Annotated in this window: 16 protein-coding genes and 1 pseudogene; 8 read left to right on the plus strand and 9 right to left on the minus strand. The window is 68.4% G+C overall.

The window, feature by feature from the left end; genetic code table 11:
- The first annotated feature begins 13 nt into the window (after positions 1 to 13).
- The 7 genes and pseudogenes from atpA (at position 14) to ACP7A5_RS12335 (ending at position 5,441) form a co-directional block, all read left to right on the plus strand.
- Complete coding sequence (atpA, locus tag ACP7A5_RS12305) at positions 14 to 1,549, plus strand: F0F1 ATP synthase subunit alpha (protein WP_426042193.1); 1,536 nt, start codon at positions 14 to 16, stop codon at positions 1,547 to 1,549.
- Positions 1,550 to 1,583: 34 nt separating this feature from the next.
- Positions 1,584 to 2,462, plus strand: coding sequence for a F0F1 ATP synthase subunit gamma (locus ACP7A5_RS12310; protein ID WP_426042194.1), 879 nt, complete (start codon positions 1,584 to 1,586; stop codon positions 2,460 to 2,462).
- Positions 2,463 to 2,505: 43 nt separating this feature from the next.
- The gene (atpD, locus tag ACP7A5_RS12315) at positions 2,506 to 4,053 is read left to right on the plus strand and encodes a F0F1 ATP synthase subunit beta (RefSeq protein WP_426042195.1); all 1,548 of its coding nucleotides are present in this window, start codon (positions 2,506 to 2,508) and stop codon (positions 4,051 to 4,053) included.
- A 2-nt stretch (positions 4,054 to 4,055) separates the two neighbouring features.
- Positions 4,056 to 4,325, plus strand: a complete 270-nt coding sequence (locus tag ACP7A5_RS12320) for an ATP synthase F1 subunit epsilon (RefSeq protein WP_426042196.1) — start codon at positions 4,056 to 4,058, stop codon at positions 4,323 to 4,325.
- A 15-nt stretch (positions 4,326 to 4,340) separates the two neighbouring features.
- Positions 4,341 to 4,663: pseudogene (locus ACP7A5_RS12325) on the plus strand (YnfA family protein).
- 135 nt (positions 4,664 to 4,798) lie between these two features.
- Positions 4,799 to 5,185, plus strand: a complete 387-nt coding sequence (locus ACP7A5_RS12330; protein ID WP_426042244.1) for a DMT family transporter — start codon at positions 4,799 to 4,801, stop codon at positions 5,183 to 5,185.
- Positions 5,186 to 5,204: 19 nt separating this feature from the next.
- Positions 5,205 to 5,441, plus strand: a complete 237-nt coding sequence (locus tag ACP7A5_RS12335; protein ID WP_426042197.1) for a DUF1272 domain-containing protein — start codon at positions 5,205 to 5,207, stop codon at positions 5,439 to 5,441.
- 106 nt (positions 5,442 to 5,547) lie between these two features.
- Here ACP7A5_RS12335 and ACP7A5_RS12340 read toward each other — a convergent pair whose 3' ends face one another.
- The 8 genes from ACP7A5_RS12340 to obgE all read right to left on the minus strand — a co-directional run bounded on the left by ACP7A5_RS12340 (position 5,548) and on the right by obgE (position 13,287).
- Positions 5,548 to 6,036 carry an RNA pyrophosphohydrolase gene (locus ACP7A5_RS12340; protein ID WP_426042198.1) on the minus strand — a complete coding sequence of 163 codons (489 nt, stop codon included), beginning with the start codon at positions 6,034 to 6,036 and terminating at the stop codon, positions 5,548 to 5,550.
- A 143-nt stretch (positions 6,037 to 6,179) separates the two neighbouring features.
- Entirely contained in the window at positions 6,180 to 7,379 is a 1,200-nt protein-coding gene (locus ACP7A5_RS12345) for a divergent polysaccharide deacetylase family protein (protein WP_426042245.1), read from the minus strand.
- Between the two features lie 285 nt (positions 7,380 to 7,664).
- Complete coding sequence (locus ACP7A5_RS12350; protein WP_426042199.1) at positions 7,665 to 9,026, minus strand: S41 family peptidase; 1,362 nt, start codon at positions 9,024 to 9,026, stop codon at positions 7,665 to 7,667.
- 163 nt (positions 9,027 to 9,189) lie between these two features.
- On the minus strand, positions 9,190 to 10,242 hold the full coding sequence (locus ACP7A5_RS12355; protein WP_426042200.1) for a murein hydrolase activator EnvC family protein: 1,053 nt from the start codon (positions 10,240 to 10,242) through the stop codon (positions 9,190 to 9,192).
- Positions 10,242 to 10,706 carry a 23S rRNA (pseudouridine(1915)-N(3))-methyltransferase RlmH gene (gene rlmH, locus ACP7A5_RS12360; protein ID WP_426042201.1) on the minus strand — a complete coding sequence of 155 codons (465 nt, stop codon included), beginning with the start codon at positions 10,704 to 10,706 and terminating at the stop codon, positions 10,242 to 10,244. Before rlmH ends, ACP7A5_RS12355 begins: the two co-directional genes overlap by 1 nt.
- Before the next feature lie 12 nt (positions 10,707 to 10,718).
- On the minus strand, positions 10,719 to 11,219 hold the full coding sequence (gene rsfS / locus ACP7A5_RS12365) for a ribosome silencing factor (protein WP_426042246.1): 501 nt from the start codon (positions 11,217 to 11,219) through the stop codon (positions 10,719 to 10,721).
- A 130-nt stretch (positions 11,220 to 11,349) separates the two neighbouring features.
- Positions 11,350 to 12,003, minus strand: coding sequence for a nicotinate-nucleotide adenylyltransferase (locus tag ACP7A5_RS12370; protein WP_426042202.1), 654 nt, complete (start codon positions 12,001 to 12,003; stop codon positions 11,350 to 11,352).
- 231 nt (positions 12,004 to 12,234) lie between these two features.
- A complete protein-coding gene (obgE, locus tag ACP7A5_RS12375; RefSeq protein ID WP_303697096.1) occupies positions 12,235 to 13,287 on the minus strand; it encodes a GTPase ObgE in 1,053 nt (350 codons plus the stop codon).
- Between the two features lie 161 nt (positions 13,288 to 13,448).
- On the opposite strand from obgE, the gene ACP7A5_RS12380 reads away from it, so the two are divergent.
- Positions 13,449 to 14,204 (plus strand): hypothetical protein, encoded by a 756-nt coding sequence (locus ACP7A5_RS12380; RefSeq protein ID WP_426042203.1) that lies wholly within the window; start codon positions 13,449 to 13,451, stop codon positions 14,202 to 14,204.
- Between the two features lie 179 nt (positions 14,205 to 14,383).
- On the opposite strand, the gene lpdA is transcribed toward ACP7A5_RS12380, so the two are convergent.
- Complete coding sequence (lpdA, locus tag ACP7A5_RS12385) at positions 14,384 to 15,781, minus strand: dihydrolipoyl dehydrogenase (protein WP_426042204.1); 1,398 nt, start codon at positions 15,779 to 15,781, stop codon at positions 14,384 to 14,386.
- Between the last annotated feature and the right edge of the window lie 6 nt (positions 15,782 to 15,787).

Consider the following 15,787-nt stretch of genomic DNA (forward strand, 5'->3'; position numbering starts at 1 on the left):
CAGAGAGATCCAAATGGACATCCGCGCCGCCGAGATTTCGGCCATCCTCAAGTCCCAGATCGCCAACTTCGGCGTTGAAGCCGACGTCTCGGACGTCGGTCAGGTCCTGTCGGTCGGCGACGGCATCGCCCGCATCCATGGTCTGGACAATGTCCAGGCCGGCGAGATGATCGAATTCCCCAAGGCCGGCGTCAAAGGCATGGCCCTGAACCTGGAAAGCGACAACGTCGGCGCCGTGATCTTCGGCCAGGACAACCAGATCGCCGAGGGCGACGAAGTCCGCCGCCTGGGCGAGATCGTGGACGTTCCGGTCGGCAAGGGTCTGCTCGGCCGCGTCGTCAACCCGCTGGGCGAGCCGATCGACGGCAAGGGCCCGATCCAGTTCACCGAGCGTCGCCGCGTGGACGTGAAGGCTCCGGGCATCATCCCCCGCAAGTCGGTTCACGAGCCGATGCAGACCGGCCTGAAGGCCATCGATACCCTGATCCCCGTCGGCCGCGGCCAGCGCGAGCTGATCATCGGCGACCGTCAGGTCGGCAAGACCGCCGTGGCGATCGACACCATCCTGAACCAGAAGTCGATCAACGTCGAAGGCGCGTCGGAAGGCGAAAAACTCTACTGCATCTACGTCGCCATCGGTCAGAAGCGCTCGACTGTGGCCCAGATCGTCAAGACGCTCGAGGAGCGCGGCGCCCTGGAATACACCATCGTCGTCGCCGCCACGGCGTCCGAGCCGGCCCCGCTGCAGTTCCTGGCCCCGTTCTCGGGCACGGCCATGGGCGAGTTCTTCCGCGACAACGGCATGCACGCCCTGATCGTCTATGACGATCTGTCCAAACAGGCCGTCGCCTATCGCCAGATGTCCCTGCTGCTGCGCCGTCCGCCGGGCCGCGAAGCCTATCCGGGCGACGTCTTCTATCTGCACAGCCGCCTGCTGGAGCGTTCGGCCAAGCTGAACGAGGACAATGGTTCGGGCTCCATGACGGCCCTGCCGCTGATCGAGACCCAGGCCAACGACGTCTCGGCCTATATCCCGACCAATGTGATCTCGATCACCGACGGCCAGATCTTCCTGGAATCCGACCTGTTCTACCAGGGCATCCGCCCGGCCGTGAACGTCGGCATCTCGGTGTCGCGTGTGGGCTCCTCGGCCCAGATCAAGGCGATGAAACAGGTCGCCGGTTCGATCAAGGGCGAGCTGGCCCAGTATCGCGAGATGGCCGCCTTCGCCAAGTTCGGCTCGGACCTGGACGTCTCGACCCAGAACCTGCTGGCCCGCGGCGCGCGCCTGACGGAACTGCTGAAACAGCCCCAGTACTCGCCGCTGACCGTCGAGGAGCAGGTCGTGTCGATCTATGCCGGCACGCGCGGCTTCCTCGACAAGATCGCGGTGGCCGACATCGCCCGCTTCGAGTCCGAACTGCTGGCCCGCATGCACTCGGCCCACCAGTCGACGCTGGACGCCATCAAGACGACCAAGGCCCTGTCCAAGGAGCTGGAAGCCGAACTGAAGGCCGCCATCGAAGCCTTCGCCAAGACCTTCGCGTAAGACTGACCGGTAGGGATTAGAAGAGCACCACCCGATGGCCAGCCTCAAGGAAATGCGCAATCGGATCGGAAGCGTGAAGTCCACGCAGAAGATCACGAAAGCCCTGAACATGGTCGCCGCGGCCAAGCTGAAGCGCGCCCAGGACCAGGCCGTGGCGGCGCGTCCCTATGCCCTGAAGATGGCCGCGGTGATCGCCAACCTGGCGGCCGGCGTGTCCGGCGACGGCGCGCCCAAACTCCTGGCCGGCACCGGCTCGGACAAGAAGCACCTTGTCGTCGTGGCGACGGGCGACAAGGGTCTGGCCGGCGGTTTCAACACCAATGTGATCCGGGCCGCCAGGGAACGGATCAACACCCTGATCGCCGCCGGCAAGGACGTCCGGATCATCGCCGTGGGCCGCAAGGTCCGCGACGGCCTGACCCGCCAGTTCGGCGCCCGCATCGTGCGCACCTTCGAACTGAGCGAGCACAAGGTCATCGGCATGGCCGCCGCCGAGCCGATCGCCGCCCTGATCGCCGAGGAGTTCGAGGCCGGTAACGCCGACGTCGTGACCCTGTTCTACAGCCGCTTCCAGTCGGTCATCTCGCAGGTGCCGACGCCGAAACAGCTGATCCCCGCCGTCGTTGATGGCGACGCCCCGCCGATCGACCTGAACGGCGCCGTCTACGACTACGAGCCCTCGGAAGAGGAAATTCTCGACGTCGTCCTGCCTCGCAACATCACCACCCAGGTGCTGGCCGCCCTGTACGAGAACCAGGCCAGCTTCTTCGGGGCCCAGATGGGCGCCATGGACAACGCCACGCGCAATGCGGGCGACCTCATCAACGCCTTGACGCTGAGTTACAACCGCAAGCGCCAGGCCCAGATCACCACCGAACTGATCGAGATCATCGCCGGCGCGGAAGCGCTCTGATCCTCCGATCCTGACAGAACACACGATAAACGGACCGCACCCGATGACCGACACCGTCGCCAAGAAACCCGCCGCCCCCAAGAAGCCCGCTGCTTCCAAGGCTCCCAAGGCTGCCGCCGCCTCCGCGACCGGCAACGCCGTCATCACCGTCGGAACGGGCGTGGGCAAGATCGCCCAGGTCATCGGCGCCGTCGTGGACGTCGAGTTCACCGGCCAGCTGCCGGCGATCCTGAACGCGCTGGAAACCCGGAACGTCGACCAGAAGACGGGCGAGCCCTTCACCCTGGTCCTGGAAGTCGCGCAGCACCTGGGTGAGAACATGGTCCGCACCATCGCCATGGACACGACCGAGGGCCTGACGCGCGGCCAGCCGGTGACCGATACGGGCACCTCGATCCTGGCTCCGGTCGGCCCGGGCACGCTCGGCCGCATCATGAATGTCGTCGGCCAGCCGATCGACGAAGCCGGTCCGATCCAGACCACGATGTACCGCCCGATCCACCGCGAGGCGCCGTCGTTTGAAGAACAATCGACGTCGTCGGAAATCCTGGTCACGGGCATCAAGGTCATCGACCTGATCTGCCCCTACACCAAGGGCGGCAAGACCGGCCTGTTCGGCGGCGCCGGCGTCGGCAAGACCGTTACGATGCAGGAACTGATCAATAACATCGCCAAGGCCTACGGCGGTTATTCGGTTCTGGCCGGCGTGGGTGAGCGCACCCGCGAGGGCAACGACCTGTATCACGAGATGATCGAGTCCAACGTGAACGTCGCCGGCGGCGGCGAAGGCTCGAAATGCGCCCTGGTCTACGGCCAGATGAACGAGCCTCCCGGGGCCCGCGCCCGCGTGGCCCTGACCGGCCTGGCCCAGGCCGAATATTTCCGCGACGAAGAGGGCAAGGACGTGCTGCTCTTCATCGACAACATCTTCCGCTTCACCCAGGCCGGTTCGGAAATGTCCGCCCTGCTGGGTCGTATCCCCTCGGCCGTGGGCTATCAGCCGACCCTGGCCACCGAGATGGGCAACCTGCAGGAACGCATCACCTCGACCAAGAAGGGCTCGATCACCTCGATCCAGGCCATCTACGTCCCCGCCGACGACCTGACCGACCCGGCCCCCGCCGCCTCCTTCGCCCACCTGGACGCGACGACCGTTCTGAACCGCGACATCGCCGCCCAGGCCATCTTCCCGGCCGTGGATCCGCTCGACTCGACCTCGCGGATCATGGACCCGCTGGTCATCGGTGAGGAACACTACCGCGTCGCCCGTTCGGTCCAGGAAGTCCTGCAGCAGTACAAGTCGCTGAAGGACATCATCGCCATCCTGGGCATGGACGAGCTGTCGGAAGAGGACAAGCTGGTCGTCTCGCGCGCCCGCAAGATCAGCCGCTTCCTGTCGCAGCCCTTCTTCGTGGCCGAGCAGTTCACGAACGCGCCGGGCAAGTTCGTCTCGCTGGAAGACACGATCCGCTCGTTCAAGGGCATCGTCGCCGGTGAATACGACCACCTTCCGGAAGCGGCCTTCTACATGGTCGGCGCGATCGAAGAGGCCGTCGAAAAGGCTGCCAAGCTCGCCGCGGACGCTGCATAAGCATGGCCGGGAAGCTTTCTTTCTCTCTGGTTTCGCCTGAGCGCGAGGTCTTCGCGGGCCTCGTCGATCAGGTCGATGCGCCGGGCGTCGAGGGCGACTTCGGCGTCCTCGCCGACCACGCCCCCTTCATGACCGCCCTGCGCGAAGGCCCGGTCGTTGTGTTCGACGGCGCCTCGAAGCGCACCTTCGAGGTCAAGGGCGGCTTCGCCGACGTGACCCCCGCCGGCCTGACCATCCTGGCCGAGGCGGCGACTGAGGTCGCGGCGGCCTAGGGTCCGCGCGCCGTCATGACGGCGCTCATCTATCTGCTGGCAGCCGGCGCGGAAATCGCCGGCTGTTTTGCGTTCTGGGCCTGGCTGAGGCTGGAGCGTTCGCCGCTGTGGCGATCCCCGGCATGGCCGCCCTGGCCCTGTTCGCCTGGCTCCTGACGCGGGTCGAGACCGATGCGGCGGGGCGGGCCTATGCGGCCTATGGCGGGGTCTATATCGCCGCGTCGCTGCTGTGGCTGTGGCTGGTCGAGCATCGGGCGCCCGATCGCTGGGACATGCTCGGGGCGGGGATCTGTCTGGTCGGGGCAGGTGTGATCCTGTTCGGTCCGCGAGCGGCATGACGGTCGCCAATGTCCGTCGCCAAACTGATCAGGCGCCGACGCCAATCTCGCCAACCTGACCAATCGGCTTGATCGGGGCTAAAACGGCCCTAGATATCGGCGGCAAGACGAGGCAACGCCCTCGCCCCGACGCCGCTGGGCCTCGGGCCAAGCCCGGGACGGCCCGGCCTTTCGAAAGGAGGGCCGTATCCAATGGCCTGGGTCTATCTTCTCATCGCCGGCCTGTTCGAGATCGTCTGGGCCTATTTCATGAAACAGTCCGAGGGCTTCACCCGGCTGTGGCCCAGCCTGTTCACGCTCGGCTTCATGGCCGTCAGCTTCGCGCTGCTGTCCATGGCGATGAAGTCCCTGCCGATGGGCACGGCCTATGTGATCTGGACCGGGATCGGCGCGGTCGGGGCCTTCATCGTCGGCGTAGTGCTGCTCGGCGAGTGCCTGACGGTGCTGCGCGTGGTCGCGGCCTTGCTTGTCGTGGCCGGCCTGGTCATCTTCCGCCTGGCGCCCGGCGGTTCGTCGCACTGACGCTCATGAGGAGGTGCGGATGCTGGAGCTTCGACCCAACTGCGAATGCTGCGACCGGGATTTGCCGCCGGAGAGTCCGGATGCGCGCATCTGCACCTTCGAATGCACCTTCTGTGCGGCGTGCGTGGCAGGTCCGCTGAACGGCGTCTGTCCCAACTGCGGGGGAAATTTCGTGCCGCGCCCGATCCGGCCAGCTGGAAAGCTGGCGCGCTTTCCCGCGAGCGCCCGGCGTGTCATGCGAGCGACCTGTCCCTGATTTCCGTGCACCCCGGCGAAGGCCGGGGTTCAGATCATGGATGCCGACGGCCGGGATATCGCGCCGCGCGTCGCTCATCGCCGGGGTGCGCCGGTGAGAGAGGAATTCAGGCGGCGAACTTCGAGAAGGCCGCGACCACCTGTTCGTAGGCCTGCCGTTTGAACGGCACGATCAGGTCGCAGGCTTCCGACAGGTCGCCCCAGCGCCAGGCGTCGAACTCGATCTCGTTGTGCTGGTCGAGGCGGATTTCGGCCTCGTCGCCGGTGAAGCGGAAGGCGAACCAGACCTGTTTCTGGCCGTGCCACGGCTTCTTGCCCTTGAGTTTGTGTTGCGCCTTCAGGGCCTCGGGGAAGTCGTAGACGATCCAGCCCTCGGTGCGACCGATCAGGTCGGTGGAGACGACGCCGGTCTCCTCCTCCAGCTCGCGCCGGGCGGCCGCCTCGATGTCCTCGCCCTTGTCGACGCCGCCCTGCGGGAACTGCCAGGCGTGCGCTCCCTCCTGTCCGGCACGGTGGCCGAACCAGACCTTGCCGTGCTGGTTGAACAGGACGACGCCGACGTTGGGGCGGTGGGTGGGGTGGAGATCGCTATTCATATCCGTGCATCCCCGCTTGGGCGGGGACCCAGTTCTGTTGTGAGGCAGGGTGGGGGGGATTAGCCTCAAAGCGCGAGCAGAGCCAGCCGTGCGCCCAAAGCCCCGGGGTCACCGCCTCTGCAGCGATACACCGACCTTGAAGTCTACCGCCCCGGCCGCTGCGTCATCGACGACGCCGGCGCCAGTTGCAGGCCGCGGGCGTCCAGACCGGCGGTCCAGCGGGCAGCGGCCTCGACCGTGACCGGATAGGCAAAGCCAGTCCCCAGAGCCGCGCCGCGCGACTTGGCGGCGGCCTCGAGCGCATTCAGGCGGCCGATGATGGCGGCCGGGGTCTGGGTCTCGTCGATGATCGCGTCGGCGCTGGCGCGAGCCCAGGCGCCGGGCCTGCGGCGGGCCGAGCCGTCGTCAAGGAAGGCGACGCCGCGCTGGCGCAGGGTCCCGAGGAAGGCCGCCATGCCCGTGTCCGAGGTGATGAACCGGTCGCCCAGATAGTTGGTGACGCCGAAATAGCCGGTCGCCCGACCCAGCAGCCAGGCCATCCTGGCCTCGACATCGTTGGGCGTGGCGTTGGCCAGCAGGGTGTAGGGGCCCGGATCGTTGTTCGGATAGCCGGTCGGCTCCATCGGGATCTCGATCATGACCTCATGGCCCTGGGCGCGGGCCAGGTCGATCCAGCCCTGCAGTCCCTGGGTGTAGGGGACGAAGCTGAGGGTCACCTCCGGGGGCAGGCGTTCGATGGCGGCGCGGGTCGTGACGGCGTTGAGGCCGAGGCCGCCGACGATCAGGGCGACGCGCGGTTTGCCGTTGGGCTGGAAGGGTCGGGCATAGGCCTGCGCCGGGACGCGGCCGTCGGTGGCGATGACAGGGAGCGCGCCTTGCGGACCGGGCTGGCTGAGACCGGCGATGGGGGCCGCCGGCAGCGGCGAGGGGGCGATCCGGGGCGCGGCGATGGCCGAGCCGCCGGCGACAGTCGCGCCGTCCGGCAGGGTGATCAGGGCGTCGCCGCCGGCCGCGCCGGTCGGATCGAGAGCGGGGTCCGCGCCCAGACCCTGCCAGGCGGCGAACCCGCCCATGGAGAAGGCTTCAAGGCCGGTGGGCGCCGGCGCCGCGACCGGGGCCTCGCGCTTGAGTGCCACGCGGGCGGTCGGTGTTCCGGCGCGGGGGTCGCCGAGAACGGTCAGAAACAGGGCCACCGTGCCCATCAGAAGAAGACCGGCCGCGCCGACGGCGACCGGCGGCTTCCTGAAGACGGCGAGGGCGGACTTGAGGTCGAGCTTCGGCAGCCGCCCCGTTGGCGGGGCGCCGGCCGTGGCGGCGAGGGCGGACTGACGCTTGGCGAACATGGACGAAGTACGCTCTGCAATCTGGCGGCCGGACGGATTCCGGACGGCGATCATCGCGCACGACTATGAACAGGCGGCGGTTAAGAAAGCCTAACGGGCTGTTAGCCATGTTCTCCTCCCCACGCCGCAGGCGTGGGGAGGTGGCGCGGCGCTTCTTCAGCGCCGTGACGGAGGGGTTCTTAAAACGGGCGCGATCTGCGGCGGCAAGAACCCCTCCGTCAGCTCGCAAGGGCTCGCCGCCACCTCCCCATGCGCAAGCGCGCACGGGGAGGAGACTTCGCCGACCTACTCTTCTTCGGTCGTGTCGATCGCGGCGACCTGCACGGTTCCGTCGCTGGTCACGATGCCTTCCGGGGCGGCGGCGAGCCGGGTCAGGTCGCCGCCGGCGCGCAGGACGTCGAGCGCCCGCTGGAGCTGGTAGTCGGCGTCCTTGTCATAGTCCTCGCCCGGCGCCTCGCGCGGGGTGTGAGCGCCCTTGCGCTCGGCGCCGATGGAGGCGTCCAGCGCGGTCGCATAGGCGGCCTCGGAGTAGATGAAGCTTGAGCGGGACACGATCCGGGCCTCGGCCTCGGTGCGGGCGACCTCAAGGTCGGGCTCGATGCCGATCTTCTGGATCGAGGCGCCGGACGGGGTGTAGTAGCGCGCCGTCGTGATCGACAGGGCCCCGTCGCGGCCGCCGCCCAGCGGGATGACGGTCTGGACCGACCCCTTGCCGAAGCTGGTCAGGCCGACCAGCGTGGCCCGCTCCTGATCCTTCAGGGCGCCGGCGACGATCTCGGACGCCGAGGCGGAGCCGTAGTTGATCAGCACCACCAGAGGCAGGCCGCCGGTCAGGTCGCCCGGGCGGGCGGCGTAGCGTTCGATCTGCTCGGGTTTGCGACCGCGCTGGCTGACGATCTCGCCGCGTTCGAGGAAGGCGTCGGAGACGTCGATGGCCGCCGTCAGCAGGCCGCCGCCGTTGTTGCGCAGGTCGAGCACGAAGCCCTTCACCGCCGGGTTGTCGCGCCGGATCTTCTCGATCGCCTCGGTCAGCTCGCGGCCGGTGTTTTCGTTGAAGGTCGAGATGCGCAGATAGCCGAACTCGCCCTCCATGCGGCTGGTGACCGATTCGACCTTGATGACCTCACGCACCAGGGTCACCTCGAGCGGCTCTTCGCCGTCGCGCAGGAAGGTGACAGAGACCGAGGTGCCCATGGCGCCGCGCAGTTTCTCCGACACCTGGGTCACGGTCAGGCCCGAGGCGTTCTGGCCCTCGATGGCCGAGATGATGTCGCCGGCCTGGACACCGGCGCGGGCGGCGGGGCTGCCGTCCATCGGCGAGATGACCTTGACCAGGCCGCCCTCGGCCGTGATCGTCAGGCCGACGCCCGAATATTCGCCCGAGGTCCGCTCCTGCAGGTCCTCGAACCCCTGCGGCGGCAGATAGTTGGAGTGCGGGTCGAGCGCGGTCATCATGCCCGCCAGGGCCGCCTCGATCAGCTTCTTGTTGTCGACCGGAACGACGTAGGCCTGTTCCACCACCGCCAGCACGTCGCCGAACAGCTGCAGCATACGGAAGGTTTCGTTGCGTGGCGTCTGGCTGGCGACGGTCACGCCGCTGAGGCCAAGGGCCGCGACGGCGGCGCCGACGATGAGCAGTTTACGCATTCGGTCTCTTTCGGAGCCGCCGGAGCAGCAGAGGGCTTGGTAAGTAGAGCTTAGGGCCTAGGACCACACGACCAAATCGTGGCGGTCCCGCGTTCAGTGGATAAAATCAGCGTCATGTCGGCTTGGGAAGCGGTTTCGCCAGGTCGGGACCTAAGATCTCCCGTCAAAGATACGGCGCGGGATCCACGGCCCGATCCTCCCGGCGCAGTTCGAAATAGACCTCGCCGCCGCGCGCGGTCGAGCCCAGACCTTGGCCGTCCGCCACCCGCTCGCCTGTCTCGACGGAGAGGGTGTCGAGGCCGGCGATGACGGCGCGCCAGCCGCCGCCGAGATCCAGGATGACCACCTCGCCCCAGCCGCTGAGCGGGCCTGCATGATCGACTCGGCCTGCGGCGGGGGAGGCGACCGCAGCGGCGGGAGCGGCCCAGCGCAGGCCCTGTCCCGACGTCGCCAGAGGCGCGCCGCTGACCGGCGCGGTGAGGCGAGCGCGACCGCCGGGCAGGCGGGTGGACGGCGTGGGCGCGTCGGTGACCGTCGCGGGGCGGCCGCCGAGGTTTCGGATCCGGGTCTCCAGGGCGGCTGCGGCGCGCTCGGCCAGGGCGGCGTCGGCGCGCAGCACGGCCAGCAGGGCGGCGCGGCGGCCGGACAGGTCCTCGATCTCGGCGCGGCGGTCGCCCTGGGCGCTTTCGGTGGTCAGGAGTCGTTCGCTGGACAGGACGGCGAGACGGCGGATGCGGACGACCTCGGCCTGACGCGTGGCGAAGGCGGCGGCGCGGCGCTGCATCTCCGGGGCCATGGCCTTCATCAGGATGGCGGCGCGGACGGTGTCGACGGCGCGGTCGGCGGGGATCAGCAACGGCGGCGGCGGCTTGCGGCTCATCATCTGCAGGGCGGACAGGAGCCGGCCCTGACCGTCGCGGGCCTGGGCCAGTTCGGCGACGATGGCGGCCTCGCGCCGGCCCAGGTCGCGCAGCCGCTGGCGCTGGGCGGACAACTGCATGTCATCGGCGGTCTGGTCGCTGCGCAGGGTCGCCAGTTCGCGGTCGAGGGCGGTGATCTCGGTCTGGGCGTCGCGGGCGTCGGCGCGCAGGCGCCGCGCGCGCACCTGTTCGTCGCGGTACTGGGCCTGAAGCTGTTCGAGGTCGTCCTGGACCGAGGCTGCAGCGGGCAGGCCGGACAGGGCGATCAGGACAGAAAGGACGGCAGCGCGGTTCATCAGTCCCGATGATAGGGTGATCCGGCCAGGATCGTCACCGCACGATAGAGCTGTTCGGCCAGCATTGCGCGGGCGAGGGCGTGCGGCCAGGTCTGGGGTCCGAAGGCCAGGGTCGATCCGGCGGCGGCGAGCACGCCGGCGTCCAGCCCGTCCGCCCCGCCGATGACGAAGACCAGCCGCCGCTCGCCCCGGTCGCGCAGGGTCGCAATATGGTCGGCGAAGGCGCGGCTGGAATACGTCTTGCCGTGTTCGTCGCAGGCGATCAGGTGCGCGCCGTCGGCCGCCGCCAACAGCAGTTCGGCTTCCGGCGCCTTGCCGGTCTTGCGCGGTTCGAGGTCGATCAGATCAAGCGGGCCGAGACCCAGCACCCTGCCGGCCGCCGTCGCCCGGGCCGCATAGTCCGAGGCGAGCGTCGCCTCGGGCCCGCGACCCGGCTTGCCGATGGCGGCGATGGCCAGCTTCATCCCGGAGGATGCTTACGCGTTGGCGGTGCGGTGGGCGCTGTCGACGGCCCAGATCTTTTCGATGTTGTAGAACATCCGCACTTCGGGCCGGAACAGGTGGACGATGAGGTCGCCGGCATCGATCAGAACCCAGTCGCAGTGCGGCAGGCCCTCGACCTTGGCGCGGCCCAGACCCTGTTCCTTCAGCGTGCGCAGAAGGTGGTCGGCGAGCGCGCCGACGTGGCGGTGCGACCGGCCCGAGGCCACGATCATGCTGTCGGCCATGGGCGACTTGCCCCTCAGGTCGATGAGGACGATGTCCTGGGCCTTGTCGTCGTCGAGCTTGGTCAGCAAGGCGATCTCAAGCGGGGTCGTGCCGGTCGGGACGACGCCCTGACGGTCGAAGTTCGAGGCGTCGCCGCCGCCGTCGTCCGCGCTGAACAGCGGGAAGTCTTCGGCGGAATCGTCGGAGAGGTCTTCGTCGTGACCGTCTTCGGCCCCGTCTTCTGAGTGGATGGGCTCGATCGGCTCCATCTCATGGGCCGTGTTCGAAACGGCGTCTTCTTGCGCGTCGTGCGCGGGCGAGGGGGTCAGCGGAAGGCTCCGGGCGGGTTCACTAAAGAGGCTCTCTAGCATGGATGGCCCGAAAGGTCACCTTAAGCCCTCAAGGCGATTTCTGGGCACGCAGAGCGGTGGACGAACTGGGGTTCAACGGCGCGGTCAGATAGGTCCAGGCCGGGGCGCTCATCATGGGCAACAGGCGCGCCTCGTTGGACGACACCCGATGGCCGGCGAAGCGGCGGGCGGCGGGGGCGGCGCGGCTTTCCAGCAGGCTGCCGGGGCGGGCGATGACGGCCACGGGCATCATCCGCATGATGTCGGTCCAGCCGCGCCAGCGGTGGAAATTCTCCAGATTGTCCGAGCCCATCAGCCAGACGAAATGCACGCCCGGATGACGGTGTTTCAGGGCGCGCAGGGTGTCGACGGTCGAGGTCGTGCCGATGCGGGTCTCGAAGTCGGAGACCACCATATCAGGGCCTCGTGCAACGCTCTCGGCCGAGGCCATCCGGTCGGCCAGGGGCGCGGTGTGGCGCGTGTCCTTGAGGGGGTTCTGAGGCGAAACCAGCCAGATCACCCGATCGAGGTCGAGGCGCTGAAGCGACGTCTCCGCCACATGGGCGTGGCCGTCGTGGGCCGGATTGAAGGAGCCGCCGAAGAGGCCGACCTTCATCCCGGCGGCCAGGCCCAGGCCGTCCCTCAGAGCCCCCGAACGGGGGCCGCTCGCCTGGGGCGCGGGACCGGCATGGAAGAAGGACAAGGCGGGCGGGCTCGCGTCGGACTTATGCTCACGGATGAGCAAACGAAAGCGCAGCTAACACGACGTCGGCGCGCTTGTCCCGTTCAGCCGCCGGTCTTGTTGAGCGTGTCGCCGATGACGCCCGCGTCGGGGCGCGCGAGCCAGACCCGGACCGTGGACATGCGGCTCAGTCGCCTCCACCCGACTTCGCTGCGCTCAGCCGCCCTGCCCCAGGTGGGAGGCAAAGGCTCTCTACGGCTTCCAGCCGTCGGCGAAGACCTCGATCTCGTCGCCCTCTTCGTCGATCTCGCCGCGCGTCTTGCGGACCTCGGCCCAGGCGGCGCGGAGCAGTTCGGGCACCCCTTCGCCCGACACGCCGGAGACCAGCATCGGGCGGCGGCCGGCGACGGCCTCCAGCTCGGCGGCTTTCTCCTCGCGCGCCTCGGGGGTCAGGGCGTCGATCTTGTTGAGGGCCAGTATCTCCTGCTTGTCGCCGAGGCCTTCGCCATAGGCGTCGAGCTCGCCGCGGATGATGCGATAGGCCTCGGCCACATCGTCCTGGGTGCCGTCGATCAGGTGGATCAGGGAGGCGGAGCGTTCGACGTGACCCAGGAAGCGGGTGCCGAGGCCGGCGCCTTCCGAGGCGCCCTCGATCAGGCCGGGGATGTCGGCAATGACGAACCGTTCGCCGGGCGACAGGTCGACCATGCCGAGGTTGGGGGCCAGGGTCGTGAACGGATAGTCGGCGATCTTGGGCCGGGCGGCCGAGGCGGCGGCGAGGAAGGTCGACTTGCCGGCGTTGGGCAGGCCCGCCAGACCGATGTCGGCGATCAGCTTCAGCCGCAGCCAGATCCACATCTCCTGGCCTTCCTGGCCGGGGTTGGCGTGGCGCGGGGCCTGGTTCTGCGGGCCCTTGAAGCGGACATTGCCCCAGCCGCCGTTGCCGCCGGAGAGCAGCAGCTCCTTCTGGCCGACCTCGACCATGTCGAGCACGACGGTTTCCTTGTCCTCGCCCAGCACCTGGGTGCCGACGGGGACCTTGAGCACCACGTCCTCGCCCCGGGCGCCGTGCATCTGGCGACCCATGCCGTGGGTGCCGGTCGGGGCCTTGAAATGCTGCTGGTAGCGGTAGTCGATCAGGGTGTTGAGCCCCTCGACGGCCTCGACCCAGACGTTGCCGCCATTGCCGCCGTCGCCGCCGTCGGGTCCGCCGTTGGGGATGAATTTCTCGCGCCGGAACGAGACGGAGCCCGCGCCGCCGTTGCCGGAACGAATGTAGATCTTGGCCTGGTCGAGAAACTTCATCGGGGATTTCTAAGTAGGGGCGCGGACGCGTGCGACGCGATCGCGCGCGTCTTGAGGGCGGCCCATAGCCCAAGAGAGCGGCGATTTACAGGCGGGCCGCTTAAGCGGATCGAAAGCGGTCGTGGTCCAGGATGATCGAGAACACAGAAGGAGAGATCAGAATGATCTCGCTGACGACCTCGGCGACCCAGCCGCTGCCGTTCTGGCGAACTCCGTTGCCGGGGCCGGCGAAAGCGTCCCAGGAGGCGTCGCCGGGCTTCGGCCTGCCGTCTCTCTCGGACATGCGCGACGCGCAGAAGTCGATGAAGAAGGAGATGGCGGCCAAAAAGGTCCAGGCCGTGCGTGAACGCCGCGACGCCCTGATGCTGATGGTCAAGATCGACCCCAGGGCGGGGCTGAAGATGACCGCCGAGCTGGCCAAGGAGCTGAAATCGGCGGTGAAGGACTATGTCGAGGCCGGCGGCAGGAACGTGACCGACGGCGAGATGGCGATGATGCGCCGGGACGCGAAGGACGCCCGTGAGGTCGCCGACGCGGCGCTGAAGGGGCTGCCCCCGGAACCGAAGGATGCCGAGGTCGAGGCTCCGGGGGTCGATGCGGAGATGAAGCGGGCCCAGGCCGCCTATGCCGCCGCCTTCGAGATCGCCGACGGGCGCGACGAGAAGGCGGACCGGGCCGAAGCCGTGTACGGCGCGGCCATGGTCGACCAGGGCTTCTTCCAGCAGGTGAAGATGGCGCTCGGCGAGCTCAAGGAGGCGCGCGAGAAGATCAAGGCCGACCGGGCCAATCCGAAATCGCCGGACAAGGACGACTGGAAGGCGGCCGACAAGGACATGGCCGAGCTGGAGAAGGCTCTGGATTTCGCTCCGACGGGGATGCCCGAGCTGGCTTCGGGCGGGGCGTCGGTCAAGGCCTGACCTGCCCTGGGTCTCCAGGCGTGTCTGTGCCTTTCCGAGGGGGCCGCCCCGAGGTGCCAGACCGACTTCGCCGAAATCCAACTGCCCCGTCCGCTTCACCGACAGCGCAAATCCTCCGTCAAGGACAGGGAATCCCAGACAGCGAATAACGCACTGGTCCCATAGGAGGGGGCAACGGGTCAGATGTGGATCGCGTGGCCCAGCGCCCTCAGGCTCGCCTCGTGGAAGGCCTCGCTGAGGGTCGGGTGGACGTGGATAATACCCGCGACATCCTCCAGCACGGCACCCATCTCCAGCATCTGGGCGAAGCTGTTGGACAGTTCGGCGACGTGCTGGCCGACGGCCTGGACGCCGAGCAGGCGGTGGTCGTCCTTTGACGCCAGCACGCGCACGAAGCCGCCGTCCTCGGCCGCCTCGATGGCGAGCGCCCGGCCGATGGCGGCCAGCGGGAAGACAGCGGTGATCACGTCGTCGCGTCCTGCGACATCGAGCGGCCCGAGGCCCGCCGACACGATCTCCGGCTCGGTGAAACAGACGGCGGCGATGGTGACGGGGTCGAAGCGCCTGTCGTGGCCCGCGATGATCTCGGCGACGACCTCGCCCTGGGCCGAGCCCTTGTGGGCCAGCATGGGTTCGCCGGTCAGGTCGCCGACGGCCCAGACGTTCCTCATGGAGGTGGCGCAGCGGTCGTCGGTCTTCACGAACGGCCCGGCCATGGCGACACCCATGTTTTCCAGCCCCCAGCCCTTGGTGCGCGGCCGACGACCAACGGTGACCAGCACCTTGTCCGCGTCGAGCGACAGCGGCTCGCCGTCCTTCGTCGTGATCGACAGCTTCCCGTCCCCGAACCCGCCGGCGCGGGCGCCGAGGTGCATTTCGACGCCGTGGTCGGTCAGCCACTTCATGACCGGGTCGGTCAGGGCCTTGTCGTAGAGCGGCAGGATGCGCTCGGCCATCTCGACGATGGCGACCTGGGCACCCAGCTTGCGATAGGCGATGCCCAGTTCCAGCCCGATATAGCCGCCGCCGACCACGACCAGCTTGCCCGGCACGGCGTCCAGCGACAGGGCCTCGGTCGAGGAGATGACGTCGCCGCCGAACGGCAGGAAGGGCAGTTCGACGGGCTCGGACCCCGTCGCCAGGATGACGTGCTCGGCCGTGATCGTGATCGGGCCGTCGGCGGTCTCGACGCGGCAGGTCTTGGCGTCCTCGAAGGTCGCCCAGCCCTTGATGACCTTGACCTTCGCCTTCTTCAGCAGGGCCGCGACGCCGTTGTTCAGCTTACGGACGATCCCGTCCTTCCAGGCGACGGTCTTCGACAGATCGATGGCCGGCTCCGACGCCGTGATGCCCAGGGTGCCTTCGCCGGCGGCCTTCGACACGGTCTCGAACTTCGAGGCCGCGTGGATGATCGCCTTGGACGGAATGCAGCCGACGTTCAGGCAGGTGCCGCCCAGCCCGTCGCCGCCGTCGACCAGGACGGTGTCCAGCCCCAGCTGGCCGCAGCGGATGCCCGCGACATAGCCGCCGGTGCCCGCGCCGATGATCAGGACTTTGGTCTTCAGGGTCTGGGTCATGCGTGG

It is taken from the genome of Brevundimonas sp. TWP2-3-4b1, assembly GCF_049897665.1.
Taxonomy (GTDB): Bacteria; Pseudomonadota; Alphaproteobacteria; order Caulobacterales; family Caulobacteraceae; genus Brevundimonas; species Brevundimonas subvibrioides_B.

Excerpts from the sequence above, each read along its gene's own strand:
- ACP7A5_RS12350 (WP_426042199.1), bottom strand. The coding sequence starts at position 9,026 with ATGCGTAAACTGCTCATCGTCGGCGCCGCCGTCGCGGCCCTTGGCCTC.
- ACP7A5_RS12355 (WP_426042200.1), bottom strand. The coding sequence starts at position 10,242 with ATGAACCGCGCTGCCGTCCTTTCTGTCCTGATCGCCCTGTCCGGCCTG.
- ACP7A5_RS12345 (WP_426042245.1), bottom strand. The coding sequence starts at position 7,379 with ATGTTCGCCAAGCGTCAGTCCGCCCTCGCCGCCACGGCCGGCGCCCCG.
- rlmH (WP_426042201.1), bottom strand. The coding sequence starts at position 10,706 with ATGAAGCTGGCCATCGCCGCCATCGGCAAGCCGGGTCGCGGGCCCGAG.
- ACP7A5_RS12310 (WP_426042194.1), top strand. The coding sequence starts at position 1,584 with ATGGCCAGCCTCAAGGAAATGCGCAATCGGATCGGAAGCGTGAAGTCC.
- atpD (WP_426042195.1), top strand. The coding sequence starts at position 2,506 with ATGACCGACACCGTCGCCAAGAAACCCGCCGCCCCCAAGAAGCCCGCT.
- ACP7A5_RS12335 (WP_426042197.1), top strand. The coding sequence starts at position 5,205 with ATGCTGGAGCTTCGACCCAACTGCGAATGCTGCGACCGGGATTTGCCG.
- rsfS (WP_426042246.1), bottom strand. The coding sequence starts at position 11,219 with ATGGAGCCGATCGAGCCCATCCACTCAGAAGACGGGGCCGAAGACGGT.
- lpdA (WP_426042204.1), bottom strand. The coding sequence starts at position 15,781 with ATGACCCAGACCCTGAAGACCAAAGTCCTGATCATCGGCGCGGGCACC.
- ACP7A5_RS12340 (WP_426042198.1), bottom strand. The coding sequence starts at position 6,036 with ATGAATAGCGATCTCCACCCCACCCACCGCCCCAACGTCGGCGTCGTC.
- ACP7A5_RS12320 (WP_426042196.1), top strand. The coding sequence starts at position 4,056 with ATGGCCGGGAAGCTTTCTTTCTCTCTGGTTTCGCCTGAGCGCGAGGTC.
- atpA (WP_426042193.1), top strand. The coding sequence starts at position 14 with ATGGACATCCGCGCCGCCGAGATTTCGGCCATCCTCAAGTCCCAGATC.
- ACP7A5_RS12380 (WP_426042203.1), top strand. The coding sequence starts at position 13,449 with ATGATCTCGCTGACGACCTCGGCGACCCAGCCGCTGCCGTTCTGGCGA.
- obgE (WP_303697096.1), bottom strand. The coding sequence starts at position 13,287 with ATGAAGTTTCTCGACCAGGCCAAGATCTACATTCGTTCCGGCAACGGC.